Source organism: Rhizobium sp. P40RR-XXII, from assembly GCF_012641405.1.
In the GTDB taxonomy this organism is placed as follows: Bacteria; Pseudomonadota; Alphaproteobacteria; order Rhizobiales; family Rhizobiaceae; genus Rhizobium.
Genome location: NZ_JABAII010000003.1, coordinates 486805 through 502819 on the forward strand (window position 1 = coordinate 486805; position 16015 = coordinate 502819).

Annotated in this window: 20 protein-coding genes; 11 read left to right on the plus strand and 9 right to left on the minus strand. The window is 59.9% G+C overall.

All coding sequences use genetic code 11. The features are described 5' to 3' along the window. The first annotated feature begins 53 nt into the window (after positions 1–53). The 6 genes from HGP16_RS08640 (at position 54) to HGP16_RS08665 (ending at position 4655) form a co-directional block, all read left to right on the plus strand. Positions 54–329, plus strand: coding sequence for a type II toxin-antitoxin system ParD family antitoxin (locus tag HGP16_RS08640; RefSeq protein ID WP_168839591.1), 276 nt, complete (start codon positions 54–56; stop codon positions 327–329). Beyond that, positions 316–660, plus strand: coding sequence for a type II toxin-antitoxin system RelE/ParE family toxin (locus tag HGP16_RS08645; RefSeq protein ID WP_168839592.1), 345 nt, complete (start codon positions 316–318; stop codon positions 658–660). The genes HGP16_RS08640 and HGP16_RS08645 overlap by 14 nt, the downstream gene beginning before the upstream one ends. Before the next feature lie 146 nt (positions 661–806). Continuing rightward, a complete protein-coding gene (locus HGP16_RS08650) occupies positions 807–1481 on the plus strand; it encodes a response regulator transcription factor (RefSeq protein ID WP_168839593.1) in 675 nt (224 codons plus the stop codon). Then, complete coding sequence (locus tag HGP16_RS08655; protein ID WP_168839594.1) at positions 1478–2929, plus strand: sensor histidine kinase; 1452 nt, start codon at positions 1478–1480, stop codon at positions 2927–2929. The genes HGP16_RS08650 and HGP16_RS08655 overlap by 4 nt, the downstream gene beginning before the upstream one ends. 208 nt (positions 2930–3137) lie before the next feature. After that, positions 3138–3728, plus strand: a complete 591-nt coding sequence (locus HGP16_RS08660; RefSeq protein WP_246703299.1) for an ankyrin repeat domain-containing protein — start codon at positions 3138–3140, stop codon at positions 3726–3728. 90 nt (positions 3729–3818) lie between these two features. Continuing rightward, complete coding sequence (locus tag HGP16_RS08665; protein WP_168839596.1) at positions 3819–4655, plus strand: bifunctional allantoicase/(S)-ureidoglycine aminohydrolase; 837 nt, start codon at positions 3819–3821, stop codon at positions 4653–4655. A 348-nt stretch (positions 4656–5003) separates the two neighbouring features. Here the strand turns inward: HGP16_RS08665 and HGP16_RS08670 are convergent, their stop codons facing one another. Then, complete coding sequence (locus HGP16_RS08670; protein WP_168839597.1) at positions 5004–5630, minus strand: LysE family translocator; 627 nt, start codon at positions 5628–5630, stop codon at positions 5004–5006. A 195-nt stretch (positions 5631–5825) separates the two neighbouring features. Next, positions 5826–6278 (minus strand): DUF1801 domain-containing protein, encoded by a 453-nt coding sequence (locus HGP16_RS08675; RefSeq protein WP_246703277.1) that lies wholly within the window; start codon positions 6276–6278, stop codon positions 5826–5828. Between the two features lie 132 nt (positions 6279–6410). Between HGP16_RS08675 and greA the strand changes: the two genes are divergently transcribed. Further along, complete coding sequence (gene greA, locus HGP16_RS08680) at positions 6411–6893, plus strand: transcription elongation factor GreA (protein WP_168839598.1); 483 nt, start codon at positions 6411–6413, stop codon at positions 6891–6893. 32 nt (positions 6894–6925) lie between these two features. Here greA and HGP16_RS08685 read toward each other — a convergent pair whose 3' ends face one another. Beyond that, positions 6926–7945, minus strand: coding sequence for a LacI family DNA-binding transcriptional regulator (locus tag HGP16_RS08685; RefSeq protein WP_168839599.1), 1020 nt, complete (start codon positions 7943–7945; stop codon positions 6926–6928). A gap of 108 nt (positions 7946–8053) precedes the next feature. Here HGP16_RS08685 and HGP16_RS08690 point away from each other — a divergent pair, with 108 nt between their 5' ends. After that, positions 8054–9247 (plus strand): phytanoyl-CoA dioxygenase family protein, encoded by a 1194-nt coding sequence (locus HGP16_RS08690; protein WP_168839600.1) that lies wholly within the window; start codon positions 8054–8056, stop codon positions 9245–9247. A 7-nt stretch (positions 9248–9254) separates the two neighbouring features. After that, complete coding sequence (locus HGP16_RS08695) at positions 9255–10064, plus strand: SDR family oxidoreductase (RefSeq protein WP_168839601.1); 810 nt, start codon at positions 9255–9257, stop codon at positions 10062–10064. Positions 10065–10152: 88 nt separating this feature from the next. Here the strand turns inward: HGP16_RS08695 and HGP16_RS08700 are convergent, their stop codons facing one another. The 4 genes from HGP16_RS08700 to HGP16_RS08715 form a co-directional block, all read right to left on the minus strand. Continuing rightward, positions 10153–11355: an alpha-D-ribose 1-methylphosphonate 5-triphosphate diphosphatase gene (locus tag HGP16_RS08700; RefSeq protein ID WP_312862866.1), complete on the minus strand. Its 1203-nt coding sequence runs from the start codon at positions 11353–11355 to the stop codon at positions 10153–10155. Continuing rightward, positions 11351–11512: a hypothetical protein gene (locus HGP16_RS33910; RefSeq protein ID WP_168839603.1), complete on the minus strand. Its 162-nt coding sequence runs from the start codon at positions 11510–11512 to the stop codon at positions 11351–11353. The genes HGP16_RS08700 and HGP16_RS33910 overlap by 5 nt, the downstream gene beginning before the upstream one ends. 131 nt (positions 11513–11643) lie before the next feature. Further along, positions 11644–12444, minus strand: a complete 801-nt coding sequence (locus HGP16_RS08710) for a PfkB family carbohydrate kinase (RefSeq protein ID WP_168839604.1) — start codon at positions 12442–12444, stop codon at positions 11644–11646. Between the two features lie 7 nt (positions 12445–12451). Further along, the gene (locus tag HGP16_RS08715; protein WP_205926370.1) at positions 12452–12631 is read right to left on the minus strand and encodes a hypothetical protein; all 180 of its coding nucleotides are present in this window, start codon (positions 12629–12631) and stop codon (positions 12452–12454) included. 221 nt (positions 12632–12852) lie between these two features. On the opposite strand from HGP16_RS08715, the gene phnF reads away from it, so the two are divergent. After that, the gene (gene phnF, locus HGP16_RS08720) at positions 12853–13611 is read left to right on the plus strand and encodes a phosphonate metabolism transcriptional regulator PhnF (protein ID WP_168839605.1); all 759 of its coding nucleotides are present in this window, start codon (positions 12853–12855) and stop codon (positions 13609–13611) included. A 102-nt stretch (positions 13612–13713) separates the two neighbouring features. Then, positions 13714–14526, plus strand: a complete 813-nt coding sequence (locus tag HGP16_RS08725; RefSeq protein WP_168839606.1) for a class I SAM-dependent methyltransferase — start codon at positions 13714–13716, stop codon at positions 14524–14526. A gap of 157 nt (positions 14527–14683) precedes the next feature. Here HGP16_RS08725 and HGP16_RS08730 read toward each other — a convergent pair whose 3' ends face one another. Together HGP16_RS08730 and HGP16_RS08735 are read right to left on the minus strand one after the other, a co-directional pair. After that, positions 14684–15307, minus strand: a complete 624-nt coding sequence (locus HGP16_RS08730; RefSeq protein ID WP_168839607.1) for a DedA family protein — start codon at positions 15305–15307, stop codon at positions 14684–14686. Continuing rightward, positions 15304–15921 carry a class I SAM-dependent methyltransferase gene (locus HGP16_RS08735; protein WP_168839608.1) on the minus strand — a complete coding sequence of 206 codons (618 nt, stop codon included), beginning with the start codon at positions 15919–15921 and terminating at the stop codon, positions 15304–15306. Before HGP16_RS08735 ends, HGP16_RS08730 begins: the two co-directional genes overlap by 4 nt. Between the last annotated feature and the right edge of the window lie 94 nt (positions 15922–16015).

Here is a 16015-nt window from a genome sequence, read left to right on the forward strand (position 1 = left end):
GCCTTGACATATATGCGACTGGGTCGCACTTTAACGCTTGAAGGAGATAGCCAGTGAGCGTCAAGTCGTCGATATCGTTGACGGATCAGCAAGATGCATTTGCCCGCTCGCTCGTCGAGACGGGACGCTATTCCAGCTTGAGCTCCGTCCTCCAGCAGGGTCTGGAGCTGCTGCGGCAAAAAACGGAGACGGAGGCCGCAGTGACGGAGGCGCTCCGCACGCTCATCCAACGCCGGGTCGATGGGCCGAAAATCTCTGGAACGGACATGGAAGAGCGGATCGAAAGCATGATCGAGCGGAAGCGGCGAGCTCTTCGTGTGGAATCTTGAATATTCAAGAGAGGCTGATCGCGATTTCGAGCTGATCTTCGACCATCTGTTCGCGGCCTATTTGAACCTCGGAGATGCGCCCGAGGAAGCTCTCGAGCGCGCCGCCGAGCGTGTTCGCGCGCTTCGTCTGGCGATCGATCGGCTGGTCGAGACGCCATGCATCGGAACGTTGCGATCGGATGTCCATCCCGGCATCCGCTTCCTGCGGCGTGACAGGGCTGCGATCTGGTTTCTGCCGGTCGAGGAGCCTCGGGCGATTGTCGTTGCCGCGATTTTCCTTGGCGGCCAGGATCACATCAGGCGGATGCTCGCGCGCTTGCTGGAAAGATAGTGACGTTCCGGCCATGTCCCGCCGGTTGCTGCCGGCAGCAACCGGCGCAAGCCGATACCACTTCGTAAATCTGCGTGTAATGTAGCTGCAATCTTTGGCTGTCAGTGGGGCAAGGGATGGCAAGGCCGTTCTTTGGGGGGAAGTCATTGCGAATTTTGCTTCTTGAGGATGAGCCCGAAATGGCTCGAGCACTGCTCGAGGCATTGAGGCGCCGCGATGTGCTCGCCGATCACGTCCGAACGATTGCCGATGCGGATGCCATGGCCCGCGTCGGGACCTATGATGTCCTAGTCCTCGATCGTCGCCTGCCGGATGGCGAGGGCCTCGATCTTGTTGCTGCGCTTCGTCAACGCAGGCATCCCGTGCCGATCCTCGTCCTGACCGCTCTCGGCACTGTCGACCATCGTGTGGACGGACTTGACAGCGGGGCCGACGATTATCTTGCCAAGCCTTTCGCCATCGAGGAATTGCTCGCCCGTTTGCGAGCTCTCCAGAGACGCGGCCCGGCACTTTCAGACAGATATCTGAGTTTCGGCAATCTCAGTGTCGATCCGCGAAGCAGTGAAATCTCCATTGCCGGGTCGCTTGTCGAGTTTCCCCGACGCGAATACCTTGTGCTGGAGGCGCTGATGCGCCGTCCGAACCGTATCGTTACGAGGCCGAACCTGATCGAGGCGGTTTACGCATTGGAGGACGAAATCGGATCGAATGCCTTGGACGCGCACATCTCGCGAATCCGGAAGAAGCTCCTGCTGGCCGAAGCCACGGTCGAGATAAGAGCCGTTCGAAACATTGGCTATCTAATCCGGACCAAGGCATGAAGACAGAGCGCAGCCGGTCGTTGCGGTGGGGGCTGATAAAGCGCCTCATCGCCTTGCAGGCCTTTATTCTCGTTCTCTTTTTCGTTCTTCTCGTCGGCTGGATCTGGATCATCAATCCGGAGCTGGAGGATGCCAACGAAGAGGCGGTCCGCGTCGTCGCGCAACAGGTCATAAAGGACGATGACGGGCAGCTGCAGGTAGCCGAGACGCAGGAGGTCGTCGAGCTGAAGCAGCGCTATCCGGAGCTCTGGTTCACCGTCCGCGACGATAAGGGGATCCTCTTTCAATATGGAGAGATACCGGCAGCCGCTCTCAAGCAAAGCTTTCCCTGGACGATCGACCGGGCGAGGGTGGAAGCTGGCAATGGCGCGCATGCCACGGTCGAGAACCGGGAGACTTCCGTCGGCAAGCTGCAGATCATGGCGGCCACCGAACGGGGCTTTGACAATGATGGCCTCAATGTGTGGATCAATATGCGTGTCGAGGTCGCCAAGGGTCCCCATGGCGAAATCGAATGGTTCAGGGTCTTGCCGGCTTTGGCATTCGTCATCGTCATCGGTGTGTTTCCCATACTGGCGCTCACGGGTATCGCAACGCTGCTCGTCACGCCGCGCGCCGTCGGCCGGTCGCTGAGCGGTCTCGTCGAAACGGCAACACAGGCACAGGCGATCGATTTCGATACCCGCTCAGCCCGGCTTGAGCGTTCGAAGGTGCCAACCGAAATCATTCCCTTGGTGGACGCGTTTAACCATGCGCTTTCGAAGCTGGATGAAGGGTATAAAAGGCATAATCGCTTCCTCGCCGACGCCGCGCACGAGCTGAGAACGCCGATTGCGATTGCGCGGACGCGGGCCGATCTTCTCCCCGATGCCGAGGTGAGCCATCAGCTTCGGGACGATATCGACCGCCTCTCCCGCGTTGCGCATCAGCTTCTGGAAATGCAGGCCATCGGCGCGGTCGAGCTGCGCGCGGAAAAGAAAGATCTGAATATCGTGGTCGAGAACATCGCCGCCGACCTCGCGCCGATCGCGATGGATGCCGGCTACGATTTCGACTTCGAGCCGAGCCCCGAGGAAGCGGTGTTTGTGATCCAGACCTCGACGATCGAGATGGCGGTCGTCAACCTGATCCGAAATGCGATCGATCATGCGGGGGGAAAAGGCGCGATTGTCGTTCGGGTCGGGTCAGCCGGCACGATCGATGTCTGCGACGAAGGTCCCGGCATACCGCTCGCAGAGCGCGATCGTGTCTTTGAGCCGTTTCGCCGCATCAATGCCAGTTCCTCCGGAGCCGGCCTGGGACTGAATTTGGTCAAGAAGGCGGCCGAGATTCACAGCGGAAGAGTTTTGTTCCCCGACGCCGGCCAAGGCTTCTGCGTGCGGCTGGAGATCGGCTCCATTCCTCCCTCGGTCGTGGCGGCGGACAGGGGCTGGCGAGGAAAACGGTGAGGTCATGCCTGGGTCATTGCAACGGAAAATCGTGAAAGTGTTTTCATTTTCTCAGCGGTCCCGGCTTGGATATTTGATTTTCTGAAGCGGGGTTCCCTGCTAGGTTTGGGCAAACACATCAACGGGATGAGGCATGTTGAAACTTTTGCTGTCGGCCTGGCTTTTCCTGACGGCTGTCTGCACGCCTTTCCTTGCCTTCGGCGATACAATGGATCTTCGACTACACAAGGAAGCCACGGCGGGCGACGTCACCGCCATCCGGGACCTGCTCGTCGACGGCACTGCCATCGAGGCGCGAGACGCAGGCGGCGCGACGGCACTGCTCGTCGCGACGCATGGCAACAAAGTGGAGGCCGCGCGGGCGCTGATCGAGGCAGGAGCAGACGTCAACGCCAAGGACGAGATTGAGGACAGTCCCTATCTCTATGCCGGTGCTCGCGGCCATCTTGATATTCTAAAGCTCACGCTCGCCCACGGCGCGGATCTTAAAAGCATCAATCGCTATGGCGGTACGGCGCTCATTCCCGCGTCCGAGCGCGGCCATGTCGAAACGGTCGATACCTTGATCAAGGCCGGGGTCGATGTCGATCACGTCAACCGGCTCGGCTGGACGGCCCTGCTGGAGGCGATCATCCTCGGTGACGGCGGCCCGTCTCACGTCCGGATCGTTGAACTGCTGATCGGTGCCGGCACGAACGTCAATCTCGCCGATAATGACGGCCTAACGCCGCTTCAGCATGCGCGCAGCCGTGGCTACGGCAAGATTGTAGAATTGCTTGAGAAAGCAGGGGCCACGTGACGCGGCATTTCCGCTTTTAGCGCAATCCGCTATATGGCGGAGGCGCATGCCGCAGCCTCGGCGAAACTATGAGAATGAAGGGTCCAGACGATGCAAAGAAACTATTATTCTTCTCTTGGCGGTCATCCGCCGCAGAGCGATCTCCTGACGGGGAGGGCGGTATTCACGGAGGCCTATGCCGTCATTCCCAAGGGAGTGATGCAAGACATCGTCACGAGCTATCTGCCCTTTTGGAGCGTCACCCGCTGCTGGGTGATCGCCCGGCCGCTCTCGGGTTTCGCCGAAACCTTTTCGCAATATGTCATGGAGGTGGCGCCGGGTGGCGGCAGCGACAGGCCGGAACAGGATGCCGAGGCCGAAAGCGTGCTCTTCGTCGTCGATGGCGAGATCGAACTGACCCTGCCTTCCGGCAAGCATATCCTCCAGCCGGGCGGCTATGCCTTCCTCCCCCCAAGCCTGAAGTGGTCGCTGCACAACCGCGCGGGCGTGCATGCCCGCTTCCATTGGATTCGCAAGGCCTATGAGGCTGTCGAGGGACTGGATCATCCGCAGCCGCTCATCCTCAACGAGAAGGACATCACGCCGTCGGCCATGCCAGGTACCGGCGGAGGCTGGGCGACCACCCGCTTCGTCGATCCCTCCGATCTGCGTCACGACATGCACGTGACGATCGTCACCCTGCAGCCCGGCGCCGTCATTCCCTTTGCGGAAACCCATGTCATGGAGCATGGCCTCTACGTGCTGGAAGGCAAGGCCGTCTATCGTTTGAACCAGGATTGGGTCGAGGTGGAAGCCGGCGATTTCATGTGGCTGCGTGCCTTCTGCCCGCAGGCCTGCTATGCTGGCGGCCCCGGTGCCTTCCGCTACTTGCTCTACAAGGATGTCAACCGCCACATGGCGCTCCGTCCCTTCGGTTCGCGCCGTTAAGCTTGAGGATGCTTGGGAACCCGCGCGTTTTGGGCACCGGGTTTCGCATGCTTCGGCGGTTATTGCCCGAGTGAGATCGCGCTCGACACGAATATTATCGCCTATCAGTTCCTGTCGTCTGGTTTTTGCTCGTCATCTCCCGCGGGCAACCCGATCTCGATCAGCGTTTGGTTAATTTTCCGGCGCGCGTCGAGATGGATTCGGGATGGTGCTGCGAGCAGGCAGCGAAATGTTGGCGGCTGTCGAGCCTGGCCGCAGCTGCAGTCCCTTGGCGACAGCTTGCTTTGCCCGATCGGCCCAATCGCTGATAGGCGGTCGCTGATCTTCAGTTAGTTACACGAAAGCACATCACTGCTGCTGCAGGGCAAGCCTCACGCCCAGGACCATATAGATCGTGCCGATGACTTTCCCCTGCCAGCGTCCGATGGTGCGGTTGCGGCGCAGCCAGCCGCCGATCGAGCCGGCTCCGATTGCCAGAAGCGAGGTAACGCCGATGCTGAGGGCGACGAAGATGGCGCCGAGCAGCGCGAATTGCGCGATGACCGAGCCGCTTTCCGGATGAATGAACTGCGGCAGGAAAGCGAGGAAGAAAAGGGCGGTCTTCGGGTTGAGGATCTCGGTGAAAAAACCTTGCCGAAACGCGCGCAAGGGCGTGATGGCCTGTGCGGTCGGCACGTCAATGCTGCCGCTCTTTTCGAAGAAAGCCTTGAAGCCGAGATAGATCAGATAGATGACGCCGGCAAACTTGACGACTTCGAAGGCCAGCGCGGATGTGGCGAGCAGCGCCGACAATCCGAAGGTCGCCATCATCGTATGGAAGAGATCGCCGGCGGCAATGCCAAGGCCGGTTGCCAACCCGGCACGCTTGCCGCCGCTGATGGCTCTGGCAAGCGTGAGCAGCGTGGCAGGCCCTGGAATGACCATCAGACCGAGCACTACCAATATATAGGTCGTCAAAACACCGAGGCTGACCATCGATTTTTCTCACGCTGATAATTTGCGGGCAAAGCCCGCGAAAGCGATGATTTGCACCCGCCACAATTGGCTGTTGAAGACTAATCGATTTGAGGGTTGTTGCAACAGTCACTTTGGATCTGGGATTTGGCGACGGCAACCGGCGGCCCGCGACCTGATTGCCGATCAATCGCCCGGCATGCATTCGGCAAAGATTTACATACTCTCGCCGGGCAGCCGGCTTGCTTGCTTTACCCAATCGGTAAACTGCGCTTCGTCGAGCGTCTCGTCCTGATGGATATTGAGGTAGCGCGTCTCCTTGCTTTTCGAAGCTCCGGGCGGGATAGGATGCAGCGCTGCGCCGCGAAAGAGGGCGACCTTGATGTATTTCGTGAAGCAATGGATGCCCAGAGCCGTCGCCGTCCATGCCATAGAGTGGCGAATTCCATTTGACCGCCTTTCGAACGTCGGGGACGGCCTTACGACGAGCGCATCGATCCGGCGTCCGACCTCGCTCTTCCAGCCCGGCATGGCGGCGATATCGGCCTGAACCGGCGCGTCGCCATCACCCTTGGCGATCTGTGGATTGCTGCCTGAAAGCAGTCTCGGTTCCAATGCCGCCTGCGTCGGCAGCGCATTTGTCGGCGACCCGGGCTTTCTATCGGCCATCGCATTTGGTCTATAGTATAGGGCTGATTTGCCGATCGTCCCCATCGTTCAGGCCGAGCCGTTCGAGGGCTGGCCGGCTGGGCGTCGTCGGGAATGTCAAAAGAATACGAAGCGCCGAAATGGAGTTTGAAATTGAGCACAGCGTTCATGAAGGAAGAAAGTGCCGAAGCGGCAGCGGAAACCGTGCTGCCCGACAGGCCCATTTCTTCGCATCCGAACCTCGTTACGGAGGCGGGATTGAAGGCTTTGGAGCTACAGCTTCAGGAAGCGCGAAAAGCCTATGAAACAGCAAATGCCATCGAAGACATCAATGAACGCCGGCGGCAAAGCGCCATCCCATTGCGCGATGCGCGCTATTTCGCTGAAAGGGTCCGCACGGCCGACGTCGTGCCGGCTCCCGGCTCGTTCGAGGTCGTCGCCTTCGGGAGCACGGTGACCTATAGCCGGGAAGACGGCCGCGTGCAGAAATATCGTATCGTCGGAGAGGATGAGGCCGATCCGAGGGCGGGATCGATTTCATACGTTTCACCCGTCGCAAGATTGCTGATGGGAAAGAAGATTGGCGATGTCGTAAGCCTCGGCAAGGAGGAGCTGGAAATCACCGCGATCGAATAGCCTCCATCTCCGATGCAACGGCCGACGTTGAACTAGCGTGCGGGCTCGAAGGGCGTGGCGATCGCGACCCGCGACGGCGCCACCTGGAAGTCGGCCGGCAGCATCCGATGATAGGCGAGCATGAGCTGGCAGGCGCTGCGGGCATCATGGCGCAGATCGTGGTGGATGACGAAGGTGATCTCGCCGGCGGCAAGCAGCCTGACATTGTCCTGATCGAGATCATGCGCCGCAAAGACCGTGCATTCGCGCCGGGCTTCGGCAAAGGCCTTCAATATGGCGCGATTGCCGCCGCCAGCTGAGTAGACTGCGCGAATATCCGGCTCACGTTCCAGCGCATCGCGGACAAGAAGCTCGGTCGTGCGGTCCACGCCGAAACCTTCCGAAATGCGGACGACCGAAAGATGAGGAAAGCGCTCCGCCAGCACTTCACGAAATCCCTGTTCGCGCTCGTCTTCGCCGGCAAAGAGCTTGCTCGACAGTGTTACCAGCACCTTGCCCGTCAGCCCTCCGGTCATGCGGCCGAGAAGATAGGCGGCGGTCGCGCCCGCCACGCGATTATCCATTCCGACGTAGCCGATGCGGGAATTTTCCGGCAGATCGGTCACCAGCGTGACCACAGGGATTTTCACCGCCATGAGCTGGGCGGCAAACTCGACGATGGCGGGTGTGGAGGCCGCCTTCAGGACGACACCATGGCTGCCGCGCCGGCGTATGGTGTGCAGGATCGATAGAAGCTCCTGCTCGCTCATTGTCTCGGCCACATGAAACCGCGCTGAAAACGAGGCGGGCCGCATGCCGGGCAATTCCGCTTCGAAGGCTTCGCGGACGGCAGCGGAAAAGCGCTGCGGCGTATCCATGACGACATCGATCACGAGGCGCCGTCCAGCCAGGCCGGACTGCACATATTGCCGCTCGAGCTCGGCAATCGCCGCTGCAACCCGTGCGCGGGTAACAGTGCGCACGCCGTCGCGCTCATGCATTACCCGGTCGACGGTCGCAAGGCTGAGCCCGGCCTGCAGAGCAATGTCTTTCAATGGGAAAGGCGATTTCAAGGCGGCTCCTTCTGAGGTGTTTTTGAGGTGTTTTGTATCTTTCTCATAGGTCGGGCCAAGACTAGGATCAATCCCATAAGTCCAACGTCACTTTGGGAGGAGATCACCATGGACGCTCAGACGGTCGCCAGCCGGCGCAGCCAAAAGGTTTGGCTTTCGGCCGATTGCGGCAATTTCGATCATTTCAAGAGCGTGGTCGAAAAGACCGCCAATCCGACGGACTGGCCGTCGGCGCCGGGGATCGAGAAAAACATCCTCATTTATGATGGTGACAAGGTTCGCAGCGCCGCCGGAAATGAAGACGAACGCCGCGCCCTGATGGCCGAGTGGGTCGAGGCCTTCACCTCAGGCCCCGGCATCGTCGTCATCAAGGATGCCATGCCGGATACGGCAGTTGTCGATCGCGCAACCACTGTATTCGAAGCCATTGTCCGTGAGGAAAAGGAGAGGGGCAAAGGCGCTGGCGACCACTTCGCCAAGCCCGGCGCCAATGACCGTATCTGGAATGCCCTGGAAAAGCACTGCCTGTCGGACCCCGAGAATTTTGCCCGCTACTACGCCTCGACCACCGTCGCCATGGTGTCGGAAGCTTGGCTTGGCGTCGGCTATCAGATGACCGCGCAGATGAACCGCGTCAATCCAGGCGGCACTGCACAGAAGCCGCATCGCGATTATCATCTGGGCTTCATGTCGCCGCAGCAGATGCAGGCCTATCCCGGCCATATCCATGCCGTTTCACCGCTTTTGACGTTGCAGGGAGCGGTCGCGCATTGCGATATGCCGCTCGAAAGCGGGCCGACGCTGTTCCTGCCCTATTCGCAGACCTTCTTCGAAGGCTATATTGCCTTTGGTCGTCCGGAGTTCCAGGCTTATTTCGCCGAGCATCACGTGCAATTGCCGCTGAAGAAGGGGGATGCCGTCTTCTTCAATCCGGCGGTCATGCATGGAGCCGGCAACAATGTCTCGAAAGACATCTACCGTATGGCCAATCTCCTGCAGGTGTCGTCGGCCTTCGGGCGGGCGATGGAGAGCGTCAACCGTACCCGCATGTCGATCACGGTCTATCCCTCCCTTCTCGCCGCGCTCGATGCCGGCACGCTGAGCCGTGCCGAGATCGCCAATGTGATCGCATCGACGGCCGAGGGCTACGCCTTCCCGACCAATCTCGACAGCGATCCGCCTGTCGGCGGTCTCGCACCGAAGACCCAGGCGCAGATCATGGCTGAGGCGATCGATGCCGGGACGGACGCCGGGCGGTTTGCCGAACTGATCGCCGCCCATGCCGCACGCAGGGAGGCTTGAGGATCCGATGAGCCGACTGGATGGAAAATTTGCCGTCGTCACCGGCGGCACGCAAGGCCTGGGTGCGGAAGTTGCGCGGCTCTTTGCCGAACGGGGTGCTGCCGGTCTGACGATTTGCGGCCGCAGCACCGGCAAGGGCGAAGCCAAGGCGCGGGAAATTGGTGACCGCTATAAGATGCCGGTTGATTTCGTTACGGCAGATCTCGGCGAGGTCGAGGACTGCCGCAAAGTCATCGCGACGGCGGTCGAAAAATTCGGCCGCATCGATGCGCTCGTCAATGTCGCTGCCATCACCGACCGCGGCACCATTCTCGATACCGATCCGGATCTGTTCGACCGGATGTTTGCCATCAACGTGCGTGCACCCTTCTTCCTGATGCAGGACGCGATCAAGAATATGATCGCCAATGGCATCGAAGGCACCATCGTCAACATCTCCTCGATGTCGTCGATGGCCGGCCAGCCCTTCATCAGCGCCTATTGCTCCTCCAAGGGCGCGCTCGACACGCTGACCCGAAATACCGCCTTCGCGTTGCTCAGAAACCGGATCAGGGTCAACGCGCTGAATATCGGCTGGATGTCGAGCGACGGCGAGGATCGCATTCAACGCGAATATCATGGTGCCGCGGAGGATTGGCTGGCAAAGGCGGCTGCAGCTCTGCCATTCGGCCGGCTCGTCGACCCGGCGGAGGTCGCGCGCGCCGTCGCTTTCCTGTCGTCAGAGGAATCCGGCCTGATGACCGGTGCCACGATCAACTTCGATCAGTCGATCTGGGGCGCCTATGAGGGATCGCCGCATCCACAGAAAGCGATGTGACACGGATAGATTGGCGGGAGGGAAATCCCTTCCGCTGAGGGCCGGCGTCGCATGCCGGCGGGGAGTGCGAGCCGGTCTTGCCTTGAGCTTAGAAGCTCTTGATGGAACCGTCGGACCAAACCATCCTGCCGCCGCGGATCGTGCTGCGAAGCCGCGGCACGCGGCCACGTTCGGCAATCACCAGATCGGCGCGCAGCCCCTCAGCGATGCGGCCACGATCGTTGAGGCCGAGTGCCTTTGCCGGGTTGGCGCTTGCCAATGCGGCCGAGGCCGGCAGACCGCCTTTGCCGATTTCCGCAAGAGCGATCACGGCCGGCAGAATGGCCGATGGATGATAGTCGCTCGCCAGAATATCGAGCACGTCGGCTTCATAGGCTTCGCGTGCGGAAAGATTGCCGGAATAGGAAAGGCCGCGCAGCGCATTCGGTGCGCCCATGGCCGTCGCCAATCCCAGCCGCCTTGCTTCGGTCGCCGTCGCGATATTGATCGGAAACTCGCTGATCGCCGCGCCGAGACTATGCAGGAGCGCGACCTTCTCGATTGTGTCATCGTCATGGGAGGCCAGCGCGACGCCGTTCTCGCGTGCCAATTCCGCCAGTCCGTTGATGATGTCCATGCTGTCGCCATGTTCGCTGCGCGCAGCCATGCGCTGCTTCACGAGCTCGGCCGCCTGTGACTCGCTGATCTTCTTGGCCTTCGCCGTGTTGGCGATGTGCAGCTCGATATCGCGGTATTGCCCCTGGCCCGGTGTATGGTCCATGAGCGAAATCAGATGGAGCGCACCGGCATCAATCAGGGTCTTCGCTTCTTTCAACGCAGGCAGGAAGGTCACCTCGAAGCGGCCATGGACCCGGTGGTCGATCAGCAACTCCTCGCGCATGGATGCGAGCGTTTCGACCATCGCGCGGGTATTTTCCGCGGAGCGCACATGGCCATAGGTAGCGGGTGTGAAGGCAACCGCCGCATAGGCTGTCGTCACGCCGTTGGCGGCAAGCTTCTTGTCGAGGTCGTAGACGCCAAGTTCGAGCGGCATGCGGACATTGACGCGCGGCTCCACGCATTTTTCGATCATATCGCCATGCATGTCGACGAAGCCGGGCAGCAGAAGCCGTCCATGACCATCTACCTCTGCCCCGTCGACACGCCGTTCGCTGATATCGGCGATCAGCCCGTCTTCGATCCTGATGGCGCCGCGCTCAATCACGCGGTCCTGCAATACAATTTCAAAATTACTCAGCCACATCGTCTTGCTCGTCCTCGATCTTGATGGCTTGCAGGTGCAATTCCTAATCGATCAATGCCTTTACATCGTCCGGATGATGAAAGACACCGATCATCGCAACGCCGGACGCTTTGAGCTGCGCCGACCGGCCGGCGGCGAGAATTTCCAGCGCCTGTGCGTGGGTATAGGATGCGCTGACTGGATTGCCGGTCTTCTCCTCAGTCATCGTCTTGTCCTCGGCCTTGGGATTCGTTGTGGCGAGTCTTCAAATATTCGAATGAGAACTATAATCATTCGAATGAATTGTCCACGACGTTTTCAGGCATAAGGAGCGATTTCTGAGGCGCCGCGAAATCCTCAGTCGCCGCGCCGGCGTAGCCATTCCGCCGTGATGCGGCTTGCTTCATAGGCGGCCGCCGCTGGCGCCTGCCCTTCCACCAAGGCAAAGAGAAAAGACCCTGCAAAGCGGTCGCCGGCGCCGATCGTGTTTGCCGTGTCGACCTTCGCTGCCGGTTCGACCTCAACGGCCTTTAAGCCGTCAAACAGCGTGATCGGGCGCGTGCCGTCGGTGAGCACGAGCATCTTCAGGCGCGGACCGGCGATCTGCCCGGCGCGCTGCCAGGCAAGCGTCAGATCATCCGCAACGTCGTCACGCGAGGAAATGACATAATCGGAAGGGCGGGATGTCGCGGGCCGGAGGGGGAATTGCGAGATAACGAGGGGCTGGGCGTCGATCTGTTCGACAAGGTTTTTGTCGAGAGCAATAGCATTGATATAGACGCCGGCGCCTGACAGTTTCCCAGTGACCGTGAGCGGCTGGGATCGTCCGGCCGGCGCGATGATCGTCCGCTCTCCATTCGGCTCGAGGAAAATTTCCAGTGGCGCGGTTTCTCCCGGGACCATCGCTATGTAGCTGGTGTCGAAGCCGGCTGCTGCCAGCGATTCGAGCGCCGCTTGCCCTTGTGTGTCCTGCATCAGCCGCGAGACGATGGCGACATCGGCTCCCAACTCAAGTAACTGCCGCCCGGTATAGAAGGCGCCACCGCCGAGACGGGTTGTTTGGGACGAAAATTGCATCCGTCCGCCTGGAACCAGCGGAGCATCCAACTGCCATATGCGATCGTGGTTTACCGATCCGATAACGATTATTCGGGGCATGCTCCGCCTATCTGCCGTCAATGCCTGGTGCCAGTGCGTCCACGATGAAACGCTGTGCCAGCAGGAACATCAAGAGAACGGGGACGATCGACAATAGGATCGTCGCCATCAGCGGCCCCATAGCGATCCATGTGCCGAGGAGTGCGGTCGTGCCCGCGATAAATTGACGACGATTAAGCCCTACCATCTTATCCTCGATATCCGACTGGTTAGTAAAACATTCGGATATTTATGTAGCATGGCGAATGACACTCATGTGAAGGGAGGTGTGACTAAAGGTCAAAGCCCAATGGAGAAATTGGCTTTGGCTGTTGTTTGGTGGATTTCGATCATCGGGCAGAGATTGAAAATTAATGCTGTAGCGATATATGTCATTCGAATGACATGGGTTGAATTCGGAAAGCAGGCATGGAGAAGAAATTGCTGCACGGGCAATGGCAACAGGTCGAGAGCGACATTGCCGAGGATATTCTGACAGGCCGCCTGTCATCCAAGGCGCAGCTTCCGACCGAATCCGACCTGATGGAACGTTTCGGTGTCGGCCGCCACAGCATACGACGCGCCATTTCCCGGCTCGAAAGCCGAGGGCTCGTGCTGGTCGAGCAGGGGCGCGGAACCTTTGTCAGGGATAGCCGCCTCGACTACCGCCTGTCGGAACGCACGCGCTTTTCCCAGAACCTGCTCGATCAGGGCAGGGAGCCGCTTGGGCAGGCCATTCATGAAGAGGTGGTTCCGGCTTCCGAGATGATCGCGGAGGCTTTGCGGCTTCCCCATGGCGAGCCCGTCTATCATATCGTCCGGCGTGGGTTTGCCGACGAGGAGCCGATCAACTATTCGCACGCCTACTATCCGGTGCGCCGCTTTCCGGGCTTCGACGAGGCGCGGCGCAGCGGGCGTAGCGTAACCGTCATTCTGGCCGAATATGGCATCCCCGACTATATCCGCCTGCGCACCGATATCGTCGTTCGTCTGCCGACAAGCGAGGAGGCCAAGCAGCTCTGCCAGTCCATGTCCCAGCCGGTGGCCGTATCGAGAAAAGTGGACGTCGATCTCAAGGGTACGCCGATCTCCTATTCCGAGTCTGTATGGCCGGGCGAGCGCATACAATTCTCGATCGACAATACCAGCCAGCTTCTGGATGTGCTTGCGCGCGGTGATGCCGGCTGAACGGATCGGCTCTACGCGGCTTGCGCCTGTGCGACGCTGAATGACGCCCCCGGCGCGATATGCTAATGTAACGGCCTGTGAGGCGCGCAGGGGATCATGGCAATGTTGGAGACGGACAAGGTATTCGCCGGCTCGATTCCGGAAAACTACGACCGTTATATCGTGCCGCTGATTTTCGAGCCGTTCGCCGCGGATCTTGCGCGACGGGCAGCGTCACTGGCACCGGACGCGGTCCTCGAAATTGCCGCGGGAACCGGGGTCGTCACCCGCGCATTGGCGCCCAAGCTGTCCCCTGATACAAGCTACGTCGTTACCGACCTCAACCAGCCGATGCTCGACTATGCGGCTTCGCAGCAACCGCCAGACAGCCGCATCATTTGGCGGCAAGCAGACGCCATGACGCTGCCGTTTGAAAATGCGGCCTTCGATCTCGTCTTTTGCCAATTCGGCGCGATGTTCTTTCCAGATCGCATCGCGGCCTATCGTGAAGCAAAGCGCGTTCTGAAGCCTGGGGGACATTTCCTGTTCAACGTCTGGGATCGCATCGAGGAGAATATCTTTGCGGATGACGTGACGAACGCGCTGGCCCGGATTTTCCCGAACGATCCGCCGCGCTTTCTGGCACGTACCCCGCATGGCTATCACGATATGGACCGGATTCGCAGCGATCTCGAGAATGCAGGTTTCGCCGATGTGACGATCGAAACGAGAGCCGAACAGAGCCGCGCATCCTCGCCGCGCCTACCGGCCGTAGCCTATTGTCAGGGAACGCTTCTTCGCAACGAAATCGAAGCCAGAGAAGCGGGAAGCCTGGAGGCTGCAACCGATTACGCCGCATCCGTGATAACAGACAGACATGGCAATGGCGAAGTTGCCGCCAAGATTCAGGCGCATATAATCTTGACCACGGCCTAACGCCTGGAGGGTAATGTCGAAAAGTGTAAACGGTTTCCGGACGACATCATGCTCCATCTATATGATTTCAACACGGATTCAGATTTTAGGTCATTCGACCTAAAATCATCCGGCGCTAAGGAATATCAGCCGATGAGGACGGCAGCGCCGTCCGCGTTCAGCCTTTGACGGTCTTGTTCCTGATGCCCACGACGAACAAGACTACGCCCTCGGCCGCAATGATCGCCATTGCGGCCCACAAGCCGATCTGTGTTACGTCTCTTCCGCTGCGGCGCAGGGCATAGCCGAGGCACAGGAAAGACCCATTCCACATCAAGCAACCAAGCGATGTCGCCGCCAGGAAGGTTCGGGGGTCAAGCCGCAAAGCGCCGGCCGGCAGGGCCAGATAGATCCTGACCGCGGGAATGACCTGACCAGACAGCGTTACCCAGAAATGGTTGCGGCGGTAAGTACCGGCCAGCCGATCGTAGAAGGATAGCTTTAGCAACAGGTATCCGCCATAGCGAGCGACAACCCGCCGCACCCTTCGCGGCCCGAATACCCAACCAATGCCATACCAGCCAAGTCCGCCAGTGACGGAACCTGCCGTTACTGCAGCAATGGATAAGGCAAGCGCAAGAAGATCCGGCATCATCAACCCGAGAAGCATGAGAAGGATATAGGATGGAAAAAGTGGGACAAATTTCTCCATGATGGCGAGGCAGAAAATGCCAGCCAGCCCAAAGCTCGTGAATAGTGTGACGGTGCCGGGAGCTTGCGCCACCAGTTCCTGAGCCGTCATGCGGGCTGCGATCGCGCTAACTCGGCATATTTCGGGACTTTGCAATCCGCCGCCCTGGAGATCCGGTAGACGGAAGCTGGCGGCAAGTTCCAGATCGTTCCGCCGATCCGCGCTTCTCTGAGCTCCAAGTGACCCAGAATCTGATCCGGCACAGGACAGCGCGGGCCGTAGGTGATCTGATGAAATGCGCCGCCGGGCCTGAGATGTTTGAAGGCCCCACCCAGGATCGCGCGGATTTCGCGGGACCGCATGGTACGAAAACCCAATCCGCTGACGACCACACCGAATGAGGTGCCTTTGAACACGTCCGCCTCGCCGATCCGCGTTGCGTCCAAACGGAGCACGCGCGCCTTGGGGAAGCGCCTTTGCAAAAGTTCGGCGAAATCGGTGTTAAGCTCGACCAGCGTGAGATCGTCCTCGCGCACGCCGCGCTCTAGGAGCGAATAAGTGAAGGAGCCGGTGCCAGGCCCCAGTTCCATGACCGGGCCGGTGGTTGCCCCAATGCCTTGCGTCATTAAAGCCGAGACGCGCGGGCCTGACGGGGTTACCGCCGAAATGGCGCGTGGGTTGCGAAGCCACGCAAGAAGGAACGAGGCGGCATCAGTGATGTACATGACGACCGTCCTCAAGCGGGGAACGACGATCGGCCGTTAGGCGGCTAGGAGTAACGAGCATTGGTTCGTCCTTTCGAGATGAGCAAGCGAGATC